Source organism: Methanolobus psychrotolerans (assembly GCF_002243045.1).
In the GTDB taxonomy this organism is placed as follows: domain Archaea; phylum Halobacteriota; class Methanosarcinia; order Methanosarcinales; family Methanosarcinaceae; genus Methanolobus; species Methanolobus psychrotolerans.
Map to the genome: position 1 here is coordinate 1 of NZ_MBKP01000065.1, position 19754 is coordinate 19754.

A 19754-nucleotide genomic window follows, 5' to 3' on the forward strand; every position below is an offset into this window, starting at 1 on the left:
CGAGGAGAGCTTCAAAGTATTTATGATAGATATGTATGAAGAATGTCTGAAAAGGTATAAAAATATGTGAATAAGCAGCCACCTCCATTGAATCAGTTACGTGGAGGTGCAGGTCAATGGATCAACAGGGAGTCATTGATAGTAACCCTGCAAAATACGGAAACAAAAACACTTTTTTTATTTGCTTTGGGTGGAACTATCAAAAAGCCGTATATCATTCGGAGATACTGCATAACGTCCAACTGAAGAATAAACCATAATATAATGTTATTGAAAAGTAACACCGTTACTCTGCGCATTAATTAACAATGTAGTCCGAAGAAGCTGTTTTTAGATCTGGCCATCATGCATATTTAAAATCACTACAGAGTATCAGAATTCATCTGAAATTTCAGTTGGAAGGCTTGGTCATAATCCATGAGTATAACATATATTATGCTTTATGTAAACAAATGTAAGAGCTCAAAGAACGGCATTCCTAAGTCTTGGCGGCCTTGTGTTGATTATATTACAGGAAACTGGAGAGAAGTATTTTTGGTGTACCATAGATATTATTCTACAGAAAGCTTTCTTTTGCCTTAATGCACCCATGCATCCACAACAACATGCCAGACACCGGGCGAATATTTCTTGACCTTGCGACATTCCTTTATCTCAACCTGCCTGCCTTCCTCTAAAGCCGCCTTCATGATGCGGGACACCGGTCTTTCAAATATAAGTGGTTCGGGGGTAGTTTCATGGTAATGCAACATGCCTCCGGTATTTTTGATGGCTCTTATACCGTTTTGCAGATAATGATGAGTGGTGCCAACATAGCCCATTATTACCCTGTCTGCCACTCCCCTGGGTGTGAGTTGTGCACAATCACCGTTAAAGGCTTCCACGATGTGCTCTACATGGTTCAGGGCTATATTCTCCAGAAGATATCTGTAGGATCGTGGATTGATCTCTATTGCAATTATCTTTTCAGGTTTTGCATGAATAGCCATAGGGATGGTGAAGTAGCCGATACCTGCAAACATGTCGACAACAGTCTCATGGGTGCCAACCCTACTCATGAGTGCTTTCTCATGGAGGTTCCCTTTTGAGAACATAACTTTTGTAACATCGAGCCTGAACAGACAGCCATTCTCTTTATGGATGGTTTCCGTATTATCCCCGATAAGTACTTCTCTTCTAGGCACCCTGAACTGGCCACTTATTCCAAAGTCGCGTACCACTGTGTTGCAGGAAGGATACATCCGGAGCAACGACCTGGCAATCTTTTCTTTCAAGTGGTCTATAGAAGGATCGACCGTGACAACAATTATATCTCCAAGGATGTGCCAGCCGGATGGCAGTAGTTCAAGTTCACTTTCTAATATACTTTCTTTGAGAAGGTCTTCAAGTGAGCGCCATTTGTTGTAAAAAATGGCATTTTCCTGTTCATATGTATCAAATCCCTCGATTTCATCAGTAACAGGTATCTCAAGGAAGCTTTCTTCATCAACTATGACCTGTATCTTTCTTTCAGGATCAAGCTTGCCATCTTCTACTATTTTTAACCTGACACCTTCTGCTTCTCTTATTGGTACACGGATAGTTTTTTTCATAATTATCTTATATCGTTTTTTTGGTAATATTTAAGGGAAATATCGGGCTTTAAATAGCGATAATAACTCATTCGCTTCATAGCGAACATTTAAATACATTGCATGTTTATTTAATAGCGCATGAACAACGGAGACAACACTGCTATTTTTTCCACAGATATTGGATTTATTGCTCTTAATGGTTCTGTAAAAATCATGATACTGGATTATCTTAAAAGTGGCTGTAAATCCTTTGATGAGATAGTCCAGCACACCGGAAAAGCCAAATCTACAATCTCCGTTCATCTGAATGATCTTAGATCCCAGAGCCTGCTTGAGGAAGTAACTGATACCAATGACAAGAGGAAGAAAGTCTACTTTTTAAAATGCCAGTATGTTGCCTGCTCCCAGGAACCCGGAATGAAGCATTATAATGAAATGCTACATCTGATAGCCTCACCTCATGTTAATTCGTTTGGTTGTCTGAAATGCCTGTTCCATGCCGTACAATATGGTTTCCGTGCCCATGGAGTAAATTGTGACCCTATTATGAGGAAAATAGGGAATGATGTTGGAGCCAGCCTTTCCAGAAATTTTGTTTCAAAGGAAAAGGAAAGGGTCCTTGAGGAAATGATGTTTTTCTGGAAGGAACATGATATCGGAAGCTTCAATGTCCTTAGTTACGATCCCATAACAATAGCTGTCAGTGATTTTTTTGACTGTCGTTCAATTCCTATTAAGGAAAAGACCTTATGCTCTTTTGCACAAGGTGTATTCGAAGGTGTTTTCAGGGAAAAGCTGGGCATCGAATGTGTAATGCAGATGCGTGGCAAATGCAATGACGATTGTAACAACTGTCATTTCCAGATGAACATACTCTAATTTGCTGTCCTGATAACTCCAAGCTCGCCTTTTACAAATCTTCCAATAGCCGAAACAATGCCTGGTCCGTCGCTTGTTTCCCTGCAGATGATCATATGCTCCATCAGTCCAAGTCTTTCTATTCCATAAATATCCCTTGCATGACCGGTTTTTTTGATGGCTGCTTTAAGTTCAGAACGTGTAACGGAATTGGCTATCACCCTGTCCTGATCTGATTTCTTCCAGTTCCACCACATATCTGCCTGTGATTTCGTGAAAGTACCCTGTTTTGCTGCCTCCTCAGTGATCTCAATTCTGACAGGTAAATGCCTTATCATTCCAAAACGAGTGGCTATCTGTTTTGCAGTTCCGCTTCCAAGAGCTGTGAGGTTCTTCTGCGGAATGCTTATAAGCACTCCTATATCTACGATTATTTCATTTTCCTGTATCTGATGTATGAAGCCCTGGTACATTTCATCCTTGGTAAATTCTGTAACCGGAACCCCGAATTTCCGGGCAAGGAAATTAGACGCAAACTCGCCGTCTTCACCGCTGACATCTACTTTTAGCCAGCCATCTTCCGAGATTTCAAATTTTGCAGAAGCATCAAGCTCTTTTAATTCATTGTTTACCAGCACTTCTGCTGAATGAAATGCCCTTTCCTTGCTGCCGTATATTTTTAATAATAGATCTACAGTGGCCATTTTTATTATCCTTTCAATTATTGCTTCATAACCAGATCGAAGATAGTCTGTATCTCACTGAGTTTATCAAGACCTTCATCATCGATAAGGTCTTCATTCTCTTCTATAGAATTTAATAGTAACTGGATATCACGGCTAAAAGGGCCAATTTTCATCTTCATTACTTGGGGTTCTAAGTTTTCATTGAAAAGGTCATTATATGTAGATACTATCTGTTCATGTAACCTGCCAATGTGTTTCCGGGTAAGCTTTTTCTCATCCTCTGAAGCTTTCATGTCCTGTGTGGCAGACTCTTCATTATCTTTCTTTTCTAGAATATCCGGTGATTCTCCTTCAATTGACATTATCAGATTCTTAAGAGCATCAACTACCCGATGCCCATGCTCTGTAAGTTCAACATATTTTACACGTCCTTCAACTGTAAACTGTATGAAGCCGTGTTCTTCCATTTTAGATAATATTTTGGTTGTGTGAGCAAAAGTTGAATTTATCTCTTTTGTAATAACCGATGCATATGTTTTCTGTAAGGACCATATAGCCAGAAGGGCAAGGGTTGGTTTCTCCTGTAAAAACAGTTGCTCAGCATATCCTTTTGTCATGAAATATCCCCTTTATGAATATTTTTTACCTGATGTAGAAAAACATCATCATACCTTTTATTGTATATTATAATATATATCATTAAAATAAAAATAGTATATATTTCTATCGGATACTCGTGATTATATTCTCAATATCCGATATATTTGCATTAGTTTTGAAAGATGTTCCGCTAAAATGGGTCCTTGAAGCCAAAAATCCTTTGCTTTTAAGTTCCTGTATGACGTTTTCAATTTGTGAGGCAGATACTCCCACTTTCTTACATATCAGGTGCTGATCGTAGAACATAGGTATATCCAGTTCATCCCTGCAGAATTCAAGCAGTTTAACTGCAAATATTTTGGTGCCGCAGTTGCGTGTTTCCAGTTCTGCAATAGCTTCAGTGCAAAAATCAGGATCATGTAATTTCCCAAGCCATACAGGACCAGCAAGCATAAAAATACCATCACAAAGGCTGCATTTTTCTTTAATATGAGAAGCAAGGCCGTAGTTCACTTCCCTGTGTCCGCATGTCGGGCAGTGTGCAATAAAACCCATATTCTTTAACATCTTATCAGCTTGCTTTGCACCTTTTTTGATTTCAAGATAAGTACGTACATAATGCCTTGTGGCATGGGACAGGAGTGGATTCATGGCTTTATCATGGAGTGACAGTTCCCGGGCTATTTTACCAAGGAGTATACGTACTCCCATTTCACTGTGGTATTCATTGTTGAAAGGAACTGCGGCATACTTTCTGATTCCTGAATTAAGGTGAGCACCGCAAAGTGGTGCAGTATCCGTTGCTGTCACTTCAAGCAGATCGACTACCGAGCGGGCAGCTGCCGCCAGGAAAGGTGCAGGAGTACCAAATGGGTCAAGATCGACGATGTTGAAATGTTTTTCGTGGAGGAGGACGTTTGCATTTTTATGGCTTGCAATAGCATTGTGGCTGATTTCCAATGATTCTATGTTCTGTTGTATAAGGTTATAGGCATCTTCATTCCAGTCATTGAGGGTTGTATGAATGCCGGTTTCATTTGCAATCCTCAGACCACGAATGCCTGAGGCTGAGAGGGCATCGACATAAGTGATGGTCTTTTCAGGACCATATTCCATCTTCTTAACAAAAGCAGAAGTTGCCGCCACGGAGATGTCACGATTCATCTCCATGACAGGATTATAAAATACAGGGGCCGCAGAAGGAGCAAAATTAGACCCTTCGTCCGGGACAGGAACAAGGACTTCAGTATCTCCTTCCTTTACAGATCTTACTTTCATCCGGCTCCCTGAAGATACGTTCTTATTTAACAATAATGGTTCCCTTCATCCTGTCTTCAAAACCAAGGACTTTATACGTATATGTGCCTGTTTCATTGAAAGTATATTTGAAAGAATACCTGTTCGCAATATTTTGATTTTCCCAGAGACCTTCGTTGCTTACAAGTGTAAATAGTCTTGCGGGATTGTTGTCGTTAAACCATACAATTGTATCTTCTGTATTAATGGTGATATTATTTGGTTGTACCAAATAGTTTTTCATGTATATTGTATAGGTTCTTGGATCTTCCGACTCAATAATCTCAAGTGGTTTATTTTCGTCTTCTTCGGTTGCTTCGACTTCCTCTCCAACCGTTTCATCCATTTCGATGTCATCTGGTACTGTTTCATTGCCAACATCTTCGGTAGTCGTATTTGACATATCTGTTTCGTTGGCCATATCTTCGTTATCATCAACACATCCGATGACTGAAAAAGAGAGCAATATCAGGAATATAGTTAATATCTTTGCTTTCATTGGATCACCTGCATTAGAATATAATTTTGATGATTAAATAACTTCTCCGTCAACTTCTATTAGCTGTACATTTATAATAGGAGCTTTATTCTCAATATTAATATCTATAAGAGCTGCAAACCCCAATGCAGCCATTCCAGGATTTACGATAATTGTTTTACCATATTTCTTTATGCCTCTGGCTTCATGAATATGCCCACATACCATAAGGTTGGCTTTATCGAGGAAAGTACTCAGAGCCTTGCATCCTACATGCACATCCCCAACCTTATCAAGGATTCCATATGGTGGTACATGTGTGAGGAGAATTACTGTTTCGTCTGTCTTTTCTTTTTCATTCATAAGGTTGTTGAGGTTTGTTTCAAAATCACACTCCTGTATCTCAAAAGGTGTACAAAATGGGGTAGGGTTTGACCCCCCCATCCCTACAAACCTTATTCCATCTATTTCAACAGAGCGGTTATGAAGATTCATGGCCCGGGAGTTTTCGATAACCTCTAAAATAGATTCATGATCGCAGTTTCCGGGAACTGCCAGTATTGGTGGATTGAACATATCGATGAGTTCCAGTGCCTTTTCATCAGGTCCGAAATTAGTGATGTCGCCAGCAATTAGAACAACATCAATGTTTCCGGATTGTTCAAGCAACTTCTCAATTTTCGAATAATTGCCATGCGGATCTGCAATAGCAAATAGTCTCATTTTTGCAATCTCCTCACTTTTAAAACTTGAACTTGATTCTCAGAAAGAACGGTCTCCACCCAGGAGAGCTCCAAGAGTACCGCCTCCAATTCCGGCCACTCCTCGGGACTCATCTCTTCCACTACCACCCTGATATCTTGATGCCGCAACTATCCTGTCTGCAAGACGTGAGAATGGAAGGCTTTGCAGGTAGATCTTTCCAGGGCCTGTGAGGGTTGCAAGGACAAGTCCTTCTCCACCAAAGAGTGCATTCTTGAATCCGCCTGCCAGTTGTATGTCATATTTGACACTTTCAGCAAAAGCAGTTATGCAACCTGTATCAACTCTTATTGTTTCCCCGGCAGCCAGATCTTTTTCAATAATGGTTCCACCGGCATGTACAAAGGCAAGTCCGTTGCCCTTAAGTCTCTGAAGTATGAAACCTTCTCCTCCGAAGAGTCCTGCTCCTATCTTCTTTGTAAGTGCCAGCTCAATATCTATACCATTCGCTGCACAGAGGAATGAATCTTTCTGACAGAGAAAGCTACCGCCCAGTTCTGTAAGATCAAGAGGTATTATTTTTCCAGGGTACGGGGCACCAAATGCAACATATCCCTTTCCTGAACCCTCGTGTGTAAAGCTTGTAATAAAGAAACTTTCACCGGTTATTGCACGTTTCAGGCCTTTGAGGAGGCCACCACCTGTGGATGTCTGCATTTTAATCCCGGGTCCCATGTACATCATCGCGCCTGCTTCTGCCCTGACCGCCTCGTTTGTATCAAGTTCGATCTCTACAAGCTGCATGTCGTTGCCAATTATGTTATAATCTATTTCATCTGCCATCAAAGATTCTCCGATGTCTTTATCCAACATATTATATTATTTTATATTATATTATATTATATTATATTATAGAACTTCAGATAGAGATTTGCATTACAAATATTTATGGTTTTATCTTTTGAACTTTAAAATGAAAGACTTTAGCACAACTCAACTTGAATAGTTTAATATATCTCCTGTGCGTAACCACCTGTTGATAAGTGTGTACCAAAAAAATTTCCCACTTCATTTGAAGCATTATTTGCTTGCATTACAGGCAAGGAAGCATGGCGGGAGGGTCCATGAGTCAGCTGAAAAATATGACCTTCAAGAATCAGGTATTCTTGATTTCAGCTCAAACACAAATCCTTTGGGCACACCTTTTGATTTCCAGGGTAAAATCCTTGACAGGGAACAAATAATTTCTACTTCTATTTCTAGATCCGGCCAGTACCCTGATAACAGATATATTGAATTTAGAATTGCTGCTGCTGGCTTTATAGGTCATGGTGTCACTTTTGAAAATATAGTTCCAGGAAACGGTTCATGTGAGTTATTGCGTCTTGTGATGGAGTCTGTGGTATCTGAAGACGAGTTAGTGATAATTCCTTCTCCTTCCTCTGGTCAGTATCGCCATATAGCTGAAATATTCGGTTCTCGTGTGCAGGTTTTTACTCCAAGTGAATTGCTTACTCTTCCAAAGATGACATTGGAAAGAGCAAAGATCGTCATAATTGAGAATCCAAACGATCCTACCGGTGAACTTGTATCAAGAGATGTACTGGTCAAATTTGCAGCAAAATGTGCTGAACACGGTACTTTGCTCATAGTCGATGAATCGTCCATTGAGCTTGCCGATCCTTCTATGAGCATTGCGGATATTGCAAAGGACAATGATTATCTTTTTGTTATAAGGTCGGTCTCAAATATTATTGGTATGCCTGGCATAAGGCTGGCTTATGGTATTGCATCATCTTCAATGGCAGATGTATTGAATGCTGCCAGGCTTTCGTGGAATATAGGAGCAACAGAAGAAGCTATTGGAATTGCATTCCTGAATATGGAAGGCGGTTCCGGTTGTAAATATTTGTCTGAGTCCAGAGATTTTATTAAAAAAGAAAGAGATTACATCAGTAAACGTCTTTCAGGTATCTACGGTTTCAAACCAATTGAAAGCAGTGCCAATTACCTGCTTGTGGATATAAAGGACCTTTTCGTGGATTCAGTAAGACTTACAGACGGACTTGCTTTGCATGGCATAATTATTCGTGAATGCAGTGATTTTTTTGATGGTGAAAAAAGGTATGTAAGGATATCTGTCTGCCCCAGGGAAGAATTTGAGAAACTTATTCGCACACTTGATGATGTATTTGCTGAGTTGAGCAGGGAAGACGCCCGGGAGAAACTTGAGGAAACTATAGAACATGGTGCTTCAGCTACTGCAGGGCGTGGTTCCTGTGAATACTACCCATGCCATTTCACAGGTCAAGACTGCACTTTCTGTTTCTGTCCATTTTACGCATGCAAGGAAGAAAAAACAGGTGGTAAATGGATAGAGAGTTCCACAGGCGGACAAGTATGGAGTTGCGAACACTGTACTTTATTGCATAGACCAAAGGTTGCCAAAATGGTGCTTGATGTACTGATGGCAGACGGAGACACCGATGAGAACATAAGGAGGGCATGGAAGGAAATAATTGAGCCTCTACTTTGATCTTTTTTAAAGGTCAACTAAACAGGTTAATATATTTCCTATTTACTACATGCTTTGATTACTGTGACAGGCCAAAGATCACCTCTCCCGCTAAAGAAATATCTTCTAAGTCTTGAGCCATGTGCTCATGGCGGACTGATAAGAAAAAGTTCCCAGAGATACGGGATACCAGAATCTGAAATACTGGATGCAAGTGCAAACTTGAATCCCTTTGGAACGCCATTTGAACAACCTGATCCGGAACTTGATCTGCAGGAACTTCTCAGAAAAGGACTTGAAAAACTTGAACAGTATCCTGATAACCGCTATCTGGAATACCGGATGGCTGCGGCTGGATTTGTGGGCATGGGTACAACGTACGAGAACATAATTCCCGGAAATGGGTCCACAGAAATAATTAGGCTCGTTGCTGAGTGCGTTATAGCTGAAGGGGATGTTGTACTCATACCCAAGCCAACATTCAGCGAGTATGAGATGCAGTGTAAGGTAATGGGTGCACAGATCAAATACATCGACCAGGAAGACATCTTTGATCTTGACTCTGAGCTGCTTGATGAAGCAAAAATTATCTTTGTATGCAATCCCAACAATCCGACAGGAAAATTGCTCTTAAAAGAGCAGGTCGAAGAAATTGCAAAGAAGTGTGCAGCTCACAAAACCATTCTTTTTCTGGATGAGGCATTCATAGAACTTGCTGACCCCGATCAGAGTGTCGCATACCTTGTAGAAGATAACGATTACCTTTTTATTCAGCGCTCCCTCACAAAAGCTTTTGCCATTCCTGGTATAAGGATGGGTTTTGGTGTAGCGTCAAAAAAATTTGCATGTGTTCTTAACAGTGCCCGGCTTTCCTGGAACATGGGATGTATAGCGGATACTGTTGCAACTGCCCTGTTGAGTATGGAAGGGGGAGTAAACAGTAAGTACCTAAAAGATTCCAGGGCATTTATAGTAAATGAACATGATTTCCTTTTGGAGAAACTATCACGCAGGGGCTTTAAACCCATTGAGAGCAGTGTGAACTACATATTTGTTGATATTTCAGATCTCTCTTTAAACTCTACCGAGCTAGCTGAACGTATGGCTTCGCATGGTGTATTGATCCGTGATTGCAATTCATTCCAGGACATCGGTAAGGATTATATCAGGATTGCTATACGTACCCGGAAAGAGAACGAACGCATCATATCCACAATCAGGCAGGTTATCTATGAATGGGGCCGTGAACAGGCAGAGATGCAACTGAAAGAGAATATAAAAGCAGCAGCAAGCTGCGGCCGTAAAGGCAGCAATACGGAATGTGACTATTATCCTTGTCATTTTGAAGAACAGGACTGTACTTTCTGCTTCTGTCCGTTCTATCCTTGTGAGGATACCCGCACCGGGGGTAACTGGATTGAGAGTTCCGGCGGAGGGCAGGTATGGAGTTGTCTGAATTGCAATATTGTTCATATGAACAAAGTCGTCGATGATCTGTTGTCTGTGTTCATCGCAGATGGACTAAATAAAGAAAGTATTAGCAAAGCATGGAAGAACGTAATGGAGACTAATCTATGATGTTGCCAGTACAAGCTGATGCGAGTGAGCTGGTAATCGTACTTCTGTTAGCTTATGCCTTGGATCTGGCATTTGGAGAGCCACCTGCAGCAGTGCATCCTGTAGTATGGATGGGCAGGTTGATCTCTTTTTTTAAGAAGAATGTCCCTAAGACGCACAGGAAGCTCTATGGCATATTCATGGGGCTTGTTACTATACTTTTTGGCAGCCTTATAGCGATTATTGTATTATATTTCATTGGGATAGATAGTATCCCATCTCCCCTGCGCTATCTTGTTGCGGCTTATTTCCTCAAGGCAACATTTGCTGTACGCTGCCTATATGGTGCTGCGAGTGAAGTTCGGGCAGAACTGGATGCAGGGAAACTTGACAGTGCGAGGAAAAAGTTATCTATGTATGTGAGCAGAGATACGTCCAAACTGGACGAAGGTCATGTTTCATCAGCTATTATAGAAACAACATCTGAGAACTATGTTGATGGAATTCTTTCTCCTCTTTTGTTCTATGCATGCTTTGGTCCTTTCGGATTGATAGCAGCTTATGTATTTAAAGCAACAAGCACCCTTGATTCCATGGTAGGGTACAAGGATGAGCGTCACCGGGAAATTGGCTGGTTTTCTGCAAAGTTTGATGATGTGCTTAACTGGGTGCCTGCCCGCCTGTCTGTTCTCTTCCTTTTTGCAGCAACTCTGGCTGTCCGTTTGTTCTATCGCGGGACAAAGGTGCCGGATTATAAAAGTGCGTGGAAAAGTGGGTTTGCAGATGGTTTAAAGACCCCATCCCCAAATTCAGGTTTTCCCATGGCTTCGATTGCCGGTGCACTCGGAGTCAAACTTGAAAAACCGAATACCTATATACTTGGTGAGGGTTTTGTTTATCCGGTGTCTAAAGACATCAAACTGGCCGGGTGGATAATTTTTATAGCCTCATTCTTTGCAATAATTGTATCCTCATTTATAATTATGGCATAAATTACTGACCAATCATATTCAAATAAAAATCTCCCAAAAGTGGTGGCAATGAAATTATCGGATATAAAATCAGAAGACCTGAAAAAAGGCCAGTCTAAAGAACTGGAAGGTGAGGTCACCAGGGATATCATTGATATCCTTGAAGAAGAAGGAATAACAGTTCAAATGCTCGTTGATACTGCACTGGAATTATATGTTCCACACCCTGGGATTGAAACAAAAGAGCTTGCTGAGGCAAAATTTCTTTACGAGCTTGATATTGCCCTCTCTGACCCAAATCTCTGTATGCTTGTCTATTCCGGGATATTGCTTGAAAAAGAGGGTCGTGCAGGTCGGTTGCCCAATATCAGCAGAAGCTCTTATGAAAAAGACCTGACTTTTATAATCGCAGATGAGGTCCTTGGAATGAGCATCTCCAAATATATCAGTGGTGACAAAGGTATGTTCGAATTCGTGCGCTTTGACAAGCAGAAACCAGGCATTCTCTCAAAGCTTGGTCCTTTCATGGACGATATAATTGGCGGGCTTATCGGCGGTGTTTCCGCTAACATGTACACCAGATCAATGGCAGAAGCGGCAGCAGGTTCACCGGGCAAAACTAGAAAGAACGAAAAAAAAGACCCAGAGAACAGAAGTGATGTGATAGCAGGATGAACGCATTCCTATTAGCTCTTCGTTCCAGTTTCGGATTCCTGTCAACTATCCCCGTGGGGATCACCATGGAGGGACTTGATGAGTTCTTCAAAAGGACATACCTGCATCTGGTGGTAGGCATAGTGCTTGGTCTTATAATGGGTGCTGTAGCTTATGTTCTCATATCTTTCCTTCCAGTTTCTATAAGTGCGGTACTTATCATTGCTTTTGTCTATTATATAACAGGGCTAAATCATCTGGATGGTATTGCAGATCTGGGTGATGGACTGACTGCACATGGTTCTATTGAGAAGAAATTAAAAGCACTGAAAGACATGTCCCTAGGAATTGGCGGAGTTGCATATGCATGTCTCGCTCTTCTTGCATTCTATGCTACTCTTACATCACTTTACGATGAATCCATGATCATGTATTCAACTACTGCAGATGTAGCACGCATATTTTTCTTTGCGATGTTTGTATCTGAGGTCAGTGCAATGCAGTCCATGTTGACAATTGCAGCATTTGGGAAACCTATTCATGAGGGACTGGGCTCCATACTCGTGAAAAATACCACAGTACCTAAATACCTTATAGGTTTTGTAATTGGTAGTATTGCCTGTATTGCAGCATCTTATTACGTTGGTCTTGGAATAACTGGTATCTTCGCATTCATAGCAGCCATTTTGGCAACACTTGTATTACTTAATGTTACCAGCAGGCATTTTGGCGGTGTTAATGGTGATGTCATTGGTGCTTCCAACGAAGTTGGAAGGATAATAGCATTGATAACTATCACATTAGTAATAATGTATAGGTTTGGAGGTATTGTTTGAACGCTATAATAATGGCAGGGGGATTTGGAAGCAGGCTTGGAATGGGTGAAAAACCATGTGTCGAATTGCTGGGCAAGCCTCTTATTTCTTATGTTATAGACACCCTGCAAAGAACTGAGAGCATAGGTGATATATACGTTGCTGTTTCTCCTGCAACATCAAAAACAGCATCTTTTGTTCAGAAAGAATATGATGGCAATATAAAAGTCATCCCTACTGGCGGGGGCAACTACGTAGGTGATATGGTGTATGCAGTAAAGGCTGCAGGCATTAAAGATCCGCTTCTTATTCTAATGGCCGACCTGCCACTTTTGACACACGAGCTTCTTGAAAAGGTAATCAGTGAGTATAAGATCTGCGGCAAGCCTGCAATGTCTATTTTCACTCCGATCTCTCTGTGTAAAAGTCTTGGTATCAGGCCAGATACTGTTTTCAACTGGGATGGAAAACTGATAGTTCCGTCGGGTATTAACATACTGGACGGGAATGATGTTGACAATGAACAGGATTATATCAGCCTTGTTCTTGATGATATTGAACTTGCTCTTAATGTTAACACTGCAGATGATCTGCAAAGATGTAAGGATATGCTCCTGGAAAGAAAATCGGGATCTCTCAGGAATTAATTTTTCATTTTTCAAGTGAATATAAGCTTCTCCGTATAGTTTATATTCCAGCAATACTAATGCTCATTAGCACAGGTTGGAGTATTCTCATTTGTGCGGGTGGTTGGAGAATCATCGGGCACCTTTTTATTGGAGAAAAGGTGCCCATCTACATATAAAAGCAAAACACTGTTTTCAGGTTTGACATATCTAATTTAAATTGTTGCGTTTTCCAACGAATTAAACCAAAGAATATAAATTGGGTGCAGGAATTAAATCTAATATTGTTTAGGTTGTTATATGTACGAGGATAGGTCTATGAACAAATTATACATGACATTGATAATGTGTATCATTCTTATTATGGCGGTTATTGGCAGTGGTTGTGCTGATTCCAATGATACGAGTAGTGATGTAGAACACAAGAACCCTGCACAGATTGATTCCGTGCCTGATGAACCAGAGATTGATGACAGTACTTTTGCCAATTCCGTTGGTATTGAATTTGTAAAAATACCAGAAGGGAACTTCCTCATGGGGGCTACTGAGGAGGAACAGTTCAGTGATCGGGACGAAAGACCTGTACATCAGGTAAATATCGAGTATGAATTTTACATTGGTACATATGAAATTACTCAGGATCAGTGGGAAGCTGTCATGGGAACAAATCCCTCTCATTTTAAGGGCAATGATCTGCCTGTGGAAAAAGTTTCCTGGCTGGATGTCCAAACATTCATCGGAAAACTCAATAAAATGGAGGGCACCGACAAATATCGCCTGCCTACGGAAGCAGAATGGGAATATGCAACAAGGGCAGGTACAAATACAGCTTTTTCATTTGGAAACGACGAAAGTAAACTGTCAGAGTATGGATGGTATGACGGAAACTCTGAAGAAAAAACATATCCTGTTGGTATGAAGCAAGCAAATCCGTGGGGAATGTACGATGTTCATGGTAATGTCGCTGAATGGGTGCTTGATGAATATCACACCAACTACCAGAAAGCACCGGCCGATGGCAGTGAATGGACAGGAGGAGTTGGCAAATGGGTGATACGTGGCGGAAACTGGAATAGTGCAGAATCAGAATGTCATTCGGCCAGCAGAGATAATATTGGTAAGGGAAGCCGTCTTAACTATATAGGGTTCCGTCTTGTGAAAGATATCTGATGTCCCTTGTAGATTTCAGGCTTTCTTTTTTCTTTTTTGGCATTGTTAAGTAAATAGAGGCATATCGGATGAAAGCCTATACTTCAGTATGAGCTGCCCTAAATGTAAGAGTTCCAACCACTCAAAAATGAGAAAGTCGATGGGCGTTAAAGCTACAAATGTTATGATTGCGGATATAACTATACAGTCGAGATAAAATCGACTGCGAGTTCCACTTCTGTTAAAAGGCAGACTTTACAACTCTATCTTGAAGGATTAGGATTGCGTTCAATCTGAAGATTTTTGGGAGTAAGTCATGTTTCTGTATAAAATTGGATTAAGAAATTTGGCGAGGAGTTAGAGGCCCTAAAAAGCGAAAATGAGATAGAGATCGTTGAATTAGATGAGATGCACACTTATATCGGTAACAAACAAAATATTGCTGGATCTGGATTGCTGTTGATAGAGTTGGGAAAAAATTCATCGACTGCTCTTTTGGCAGCAGAGGTACGGAAACTGGACAACAACTCTGGGAAATATTAAAAGAGAAAAAAATAAAAGAAGTTATGACCGATCACTGGAAAGCATATGCAGAGTTTATTCCAGAGGTTATTCATACTCGATCCAAAGCTGAAACATATACAGTAGAAGGATATAGCAGCATATTCAGGCATTTCCTGGCAAGATTGAGAAGAAAGTCTGAGTATTATACAAAGAGTTTTGAAATGTTGCGATACTCTGTTCTCCTGTTAATGAAGTACAGAAATAAGAAACTAGATATATTTAATTAACATTACCTGAATATCTGTTCAGTACTTGCGGATTGTACGGGTCCGGAAGCATCGTATCCGGCTGAACAAAAATGCGATACTCTGGCGAGTAATACCGCGCACCGTAGTACATCAGCTCAGTGTCAGCATCATTCTCCTGCCCTGTGAAACCGTACTTCTCCAGACCACCGGACTGCACCTGTCCGTATGGGTAGTACTCGGTGCGCTCGACCTCAAGGCCGCTCTCGTTAACGAGCAGAGTGGTACTGCCCAGATGGTCTGATAGATACCACTCCATGCCTTCATCTGTCTGTTTGGCTATGCGCTCAGTGTCACGGAAGAAGTAGCTGGTGGCAGTGCCGTTCTCAATCTCGTAGAACTGATTGACGTAGTAGGTAAACTCACCGACAGAGTTCTGTTTCTTGACTCTCTGGCCGTTGGCATCGTACCAGTATTTCTCCACAAGGGAACTGTTGGATGAATAACGGACCTCGCTCAACTGGTTAGCGTCGTTATAAGTGTAAGTGAATCACGCAGGTAGTTAAGGATGTTATCGTCCAGCAGAAAGAAAAAAAGAATGAAATATGACTGAATTTACATTATTCAGTCAATGTCTATATATTTTTTTAAATTTAATATTTCAATAGTATTTTGTCGATTTCTTTCCATTATCTCTTCAATCTCCGGGGGACTATGGATAGCTTCCAGAACTTCCTCTAGCTCTTCCATATATTTTCTAGAAATCTCATTGCTCCTATCTTCTGGTCCAAACAGAGAGTAGTATTCTTTAAAGTACTTCTCAGCTTTGAAATAATCCTTTGTACCAAGTACGAAATATCCTTTGTAGTAGGATTTTCGTGCCCTAAGTATGTGATAAATACGTGGCACCACATCAGAATTATCTTCTTCTAGCATTTGCAATGTATCCTCAAAAGTCGAGTACTTATTTAAGTAAGGAATGGAGTACTTTAAAAGCACATGTCTTATACTTGCCATTGATTTATCTAAAATTTCTTTACTGTCCATAGGAACAGGCCAGCTTAATTGACTCCACCCATAAGGAGGAGAATCATGCATTCTACCTGCAATTTCAGAACCAATATCATTTCTTTGATGAGGCATAAAAAGTGGAAGATAGCCTATCTCTAAGTATCTATAACCACCAGACTTTCCACTTGTAAAACCAATGGACTGAAGCAAGTTGAAATTCTCTTTTAATCGAATAAATTCAGTAGTTTTGTACGTAGCAAAACCTTCTTCCTCCATTATGTCACCGATGTACTTTTTTACAAATTTGTTAAATGCTTGTGCCATAATTACTCACCATTCATCTTACCAGTGTTGTTTCACCGTTTTTTACCATGTAGAATTCTACTCCACTATATTGTTTTGTACTCATTAATCTTTGTTGGACATCATTCATCCAAGAGTTTGTCAACTTCGCACCGCCAGTTTTCAAATCATAAATCCGAACTACTCCATCATCTCCGAATTCCATTACATCAGGTCTCTTTGAACCTAGTGGGTTGCCATTAACGAGTTTACCTGAAGCATCGATAGACTGTTCAATATATACATTTGTTTTTCCACTTTGCTCTGCCCATTCTTGAACCGTATGTTTAAATTCAGTATGCTTTGCAGTTCCAGTTAACATTGGATTTGCTTTGATCATTCCTTGAGATTCAACATCAGCGGAGATTTTTGCTAGAGCTTCTCCAGTATCATCCCCATATCTAGCTGCGAGGCTGGCAGCATTGTCAACAAAGTTTACTGCATGAACAGTATCACCGACTTTGTCTGCAGTATGAGCAGCTTTTCCAAGCCTTACGGCAACCCCGCCACCAGTTGCACCAGGTAAAGCAAGACATCCCACATCAGCACCTAGTGCTGCCCATGCTGTTTCATCAGATGGGTCAAGAGCTATATCGATGACATCAATCCCAATGAAAATCAAATCCAAAGGACTTTCAGCGTAGTGCCCGCTCGGATCGTTATACTTCACCGGATTATCCAGCACATAAGCATACCTGTTCAGCGCCTGCGGGTTATACACATCCGGCAGCATCGTATCAGGCTGTACGAACACCCTGTACTCCGGTGAATAGTACCTTGCTCCATAGTACATCAGCTCAGTGTCGGCATCGTTCTCCTGACTTGTGAAACCGTACTTCTCCAGACCGCCGGACTGCACCTGGCCGTATGGGTAGTACTCGGTGCGCTCGACCTCAAGGCCGCTCTCGTTAACGAGCAGAGTGGTACTGCCCAGATGGTCTGATAGATACCACTCCATGCCCTCATCTGTTTGTTTGGCTATGCGCTCGCCGTCGCGGAAGAAGTAGCTGGTGGCAGTGCCGTTGTTTACTTCGTAGAACTGATTGACGTAGTAGGTGAACTCACCGGCGGAGTTCTGTTTCTTGACTCTCTGGCCGTTGGCGTCGTACCAGTATTTCTCGACGAGGGAACTGTTGGATGAGTAGCGGACCTCGCTCAACTGGTTAGCATCGTTGTAGACGTAGATGAAATCCTCATCCTCAATGAGGTTTCCGTTGTCATCATAGTCGAGGTCGTTTAGGGAATTGTATGTTTGCAGGTAACTACTTTCCCAGGATTATCTCAGAATCAGTATATGACTTGAAAAGTCAATAGAAATAGTATGAAGTATTGACTGGATATTATTATTCAGTCAATACTCAATTGTTCCAAACTCAGTCACAAAAGTATAATTTAGAAAGAAGTTCTATGAAACTATCACAAATGTAGTATATTGCTTTTTCAGGAGATTCATAGGCCACTTCATGATCCCAGAAAACTACTTTTGGTGCTTTATCTTTTCCTTCCCTATAATCAAAGCAAATACAGTTTCCAAATACATCATCTGCGATGGGATAGATATCATCTATCAATCTATCTTTAATAGCTTTATAATTGTCTGGGATATAGTAGTAGGCATCATTTGGGTCGCAGGTGAAGAGACGATTGAAAACCGCCTCTTTACGTTTGGTAAAATCAAATACATTTGGTTCAGGACTTCCTCCTGCATTCTGTTTCAAACATTCTTTGTAATCGTCTGGAAACTTTATCCCAAGTATGTGTTCTACTTCTAAGATTTCTTTATCTTTCGCTGGCCTACTTACAAATAACCATTCTATTTCTGAATTTGTCAATATTGATGCCTCCAATATTACCTGTAGTCATTACCTCCACCCCAAATAGTTCTACCGCCTGTGTGTCCCGTCTGTTGATGTACATTCTTTTCAACTAGTTGCAACACACCTTCTTCTTGATTATGATGCCAAGTATATCCACTTGGTGTTCTTCCACGAGCTATTTCTTGTAGTTGATTTTCGTTAAACATATTTCCAATTGATGAATCCTTTTTAATTGCATCGTTAAGGTCTAAGGTTGCTTGTCTAAATTGCTTATAGTCTGAAGCTAAATATAACCTGTCACCCATTTTGGTATCAAATGCTGAGTCAAAGATTGGAAAGCCAGTCTCATCAAAAAGAACATCCGTGTTTGGATGTGTTGTTCCTGCTAGATGCCCATTTTGAATGAGAGTTCCATCTTTGAGATACCTTTTTCCATCTGCAGCGGTATCTGCAACTTCAACACTTTTCTCAATGGTCTTTCCTACACTGAGAATATCATCTCCATGAGTAACTCCTTCCTCCAGAGCCTTAACTGCAAGCCTGCCACCAGTGACACCTGGGAGTAAAGCACATGCAACATCAGCCCCAAGACCTACGTACGTCCACTTGTTAGCATTACCAGTACGGATATCATTCAAGTCCATTAAAAGGAATGCGACATCTATTCCAGTTTCAACGTAGTGTCCACTCGGATCAGTATACTTCACCGGATTATTCAAAGTATAAGAATACCTGTTCAACGCCTGCGGGTTATACAAATAAGGAAGCATCGTATCAGGCTGCACGAACACCCTGTACTCAGGTGAGTAATACCTCGCACCATAGTACATCAGTTCGGTATCGGCATCGTTCTCCTGACCTGTGAAACCGTACTTCTCCAGCCCACCGGATTGAACCTGCCCATAAGGATAATACTCGGTACGCTCGACCTCAAGCCCACTCTCGTTAATCAACAAAGTGGTACTGCCCAGATGATCTGAAAGATACCACTCCATGCCTTCATCCGTCTGCTTGGCTATGCGTTCATCATCACGGAAGAAGTAGCTGGTAGCAGTGCCATTATCCACTTCATAGTACTTGTTGACGTAGTAGGTGAACTCACCGGCAGAGGTCTGCTTCTTGATTCTCTGGCCGTTGGCGTCGTACCAGTATTTCTCAACGAGTGAATTGTTACTGGCATAGCGTACTTCAGAAAGTTGGTTAGCATCGTTGTAGTTGTAGGTGAAATCCTCGTCTTCAACTAAGTTTCCATTAGCATCGTAATCGAGGTCGTTTTCATTATAACTTACAGGTGCGTGGAATGGCGTACCTGAGTATCCGTAAGATGATATAGTGGCACTGTTCTCATCCACCT

Annotated in this window: 20 protein-coding genes and 2 pseudogenes; 9 read left to right on the top strand and 13 right to left on the bottom strand. The window is 41.1% G+C overall.

The genetic code is table 11. The features are described 5' to 3' along the window. Positions 1-578: 578 nt before the first annotated feature. Positions 579-1592 carry a class I SAM-dependent methyltransferase gene (locus BB781_RS14400; protein WP_094229165.1) on the bottom strand — a complete coding sequence of 338 codons (1014 nt, stop codon included), beginning with the start codon at positions 1590-1592 and terminating at the stop codon, positions 579-581. Positions 1593-1712: 120 nt separating this feature from the next. On the opposite strand from BB781_RS14400, the gene BB781_RS14405 reads away from it, so the two are divergent. Further along, complete coding sequence (locus BB781_RS14405; RefSeq protein ID WP_094229166.1) at positions 1713-2453, top strand: ArsR family transcriptional regulator; 741 nt, start codon at positions 1713-1715, stop codon at positions 2451-2453. On the opposite strand, the gene BB781_RS14410 is transcribed toward BB781_RS14405, so the two are convergent. From BB781_RS14410 to BB781_RS14435, 6 genes are all read right to left on the bottom strand, one after another. Further along, positions 2450-3136, bottom strand: a complete 687-nt coding sequence (locus BB781_RS14410; protein ID WP_094229167.1) for a DUF2110 family protein — start codon at positions 3134-3136, stop codon at positions 2450-2452. The genes BB781_RS14405 and BB781_RS14410 overlap by 4 nt on opposite strands. A 17-nt stretch (positions 3137-3153) precedes the next feature. Further along, complete coding sequence (locus BB781_RS14415) at positions 3154-3735, bottom strand: MarR family transcriptional regulator (RefSeq protein WP_094229168.1); 582 nt, start codon at positions 3733-3735, stop codon at positions 3154-3156. 106 nt (positions 3736-3841) lie between these two features. Further along, complete coding sequence (locus tag BB781_RS14420) at positions 3842-4996, bottom strand: tRNA (guanine(10)-N(2))-dimethyltransferase (RefSeq protein ID WP_094229169.1); 1155 nt, start codon at positions 4994-4996, stop codon at positions 3842-3844. A 22-nt stretch (positions 4997-5018) separates the two neighbouring features. Continuing rightward, positions 5019-5513 (bottom strand): hypothetical protein, encoded by a 495-nt coding sequence (locus BB781_RS14425; protein ID WP_094229170.1) that lies wholly within the window; start codon positions 5511-5513, stop codon positions 5019-5021. 33 nt (positions 5514-5546) lie between these two features. Next, entirely contained in the window at positions 5547-6215 is a 669-nt protein-coding gene (locus tag BB781_RS14430; protein WP_094229171.1) for a metallophosphoesterase family protein, read from the bottom strand. Between the two features lie 39 nt (positions 6216-6254). After that, complete coding sequence (locus BB781_RS14435) at positions 6255-7037, bottom strand: TIGR00266 family protein (protein WP_094229172.1); 783 nt, start codon at positions 7035-7037, stop codon at positions 6255-6257. A gap of 241 nt (positions 7038-7278) precedes the next feature. Between BB781_RS14435 and BB781_RS14440 the strand changes: the two genes are divergently transcribed. The 8 genes and pseudogenes from BB781_RS14440 to BB781_RS14475 all read left to right on the top strand — a co-directional run bounded on the left by BB781_RS14440 (position 7279) and on the right by BB781_RS14475 (position 15272). After that, positions 7279-8730 (top strand): aminotransferase class I/II-fold pyridoxal phosphate-dependent enzyme, encoded by a 1452-nt coding sequence (locus BB781_RS14440; RefSeq protein WP_164997920.1) that lies wholly within the window; start codon positions 7279-7281, stop codon positions 8728-8730. 63 nt (positions 8731-8793) lie between these two features. Beyond that, a complete protein-coding gene (cobD, locus tag BB781_RS14445) occupies positions 8794-10287 on the top strand; it encodes a threonine-phosphate decarboxylase CobD (RefSeq protein WP_094229183.1) in 1494 nt (497 codons plus the stop codon). Then, positions 10284-11258, top strand: a complete 975-nt coding sequence (locus BB781_RS14450) for a cobalamin biosynthesis protein (protein ID WP_094229174.1) — start codon at positions 10284-10286, stop codon at positions 11256-11258. Before cobD ends, BB781_RS14450 begins: the two co-directional genes overlap by 4 nt. A gap of 48 nt (positions 11259-11306) precedes the next feature. Beyond that, entirely contained in the window at positions 11307-11912 is a 606-nt protein-coding gene (gene cobZ / locus BB781_RS14455; RefSeq protein ID WP_094229175.1) for an alpha-ribazole phosphatase CobZ, read from the top strand. Then, the gene (gene cobS / locus BB781_RS14460; RefSeq protein WP_094229176.1) at positions 11909-12727 is read left to right on the top strand and encodes an adenosylcobinamide-GDP ribazoletransferase; all 819 of its coding nucleotides are present in this window, start codon (positions 11909-11911) and stop codon (positions 12725-12727) included. Before cobZ ends, cobS begins: the two co-directional genes overlap by 4 nt. Continuing rightward, positions 12724-13353, top strand: a complete 630-nt coding sequence (locus tag BB781_RS14465) for an NTP transferase domain-containing protein (RefSeq protein WP_094229177.1) — start codon at positions 12724-12726, stop codon at positions 13351-13353. Before cobS ends, BB781_RS14465 begins: the two co-directional genes overlap by 4 nt. Positions 13354-13650: 297 nt before the next feature. Further along, on the top strand, positions 13651-14502 hold the full coding sequence (locus BB781_RS14470; protein ID WP_164997921.1) for a formylglycine-generating enzyme family protein: 852 nt from the start codon (positions 13651-13653) through the stop codon (positions 14500-14502). Positions 14503-14590: 88 nt separating this feature from the next. Then, positions 14591-15272: pseudogene (locus tag BB781_RS14475) on the top strand (IS1 family transposase). Here the strand turns inward: BB781_RS14475 and BB781_RS14480 are convergent. The 6 genes and pseudogenes from BB781_RS14480 to BB781_RS16535 form a co-directional block, all read right to left on the bottom strand. Continuing rightward, positions 15265-15750 (bottom strand): RHS repeat domain-containing protein, encoded by a 486-nt coding sequence (locus tag BB781_RS14480; protein WP_094229179.1) that lies wholly within the window; start codon positions 15748-15750, stop codon positions 15265-15267. The pseudogene BB781_RS14475 and the gene BB781_RS14480 overlap by 8 nt on opposite strands. 104 nt (positions 15751-15854) lie before the next feature. Then, positions 15855-16565 (bottom strand): hypothetical protein, encoded by a 711-nt coding sequence (locus BB781_RS14485; RefSeq protein WP_094229180.1) that lies wholly within the window; start codon positions 16563-16565, stop codon positions 15855-15857. A 13-nt stretch (positions 16566-16578) separates the two neighbouring features. Beyond that, positions 16579-17742 carry an RHS repeat domain-containing protein gene (locus tag BB781_RS14490; protein ID WP_094229181.1) on the bottom strand — a complete coding sequence of 388 codons (1164 nt, stop codon included), beginning with the start codon at positions 17740-17742 and terminating at the stop codon, positions 16579-16581. Positions 17743-17956: 214 nt separating this feature from the next. Beyond that, positions 17957-18415 (bottom strand): SMI1/KNR4 family protein, encoded by a 459-nt coding sequence (locus BB781_RS14495; RefSeq protein ID WP_094229184.1) that lies wholly within the window; start codon positions 18413-18415, stop codon positions 17957-17959. Positions 18416-18432: 17 nt separating this feature from the next. Then, positions 18433-18705 (bottom strand): HNH endonuclease, encoded by a 273-nt coding sequence (locus BB781_RS16530; protein ID WP_394335346.1) that lies wholly within the window; start codon positions 18703-18705, stop codon positions 18433-18435. 435 nt (positions 18706-19140) lie between these two features. Continuing rightward, a pseudogene (locus BB781_RS16535) lies at positions 19141-19395 on the bottom strand (RHS repeat domain-containing protein); the annotation flags it as partial. Positions 19396-19754: the final 359 nt, after the last annotated feature.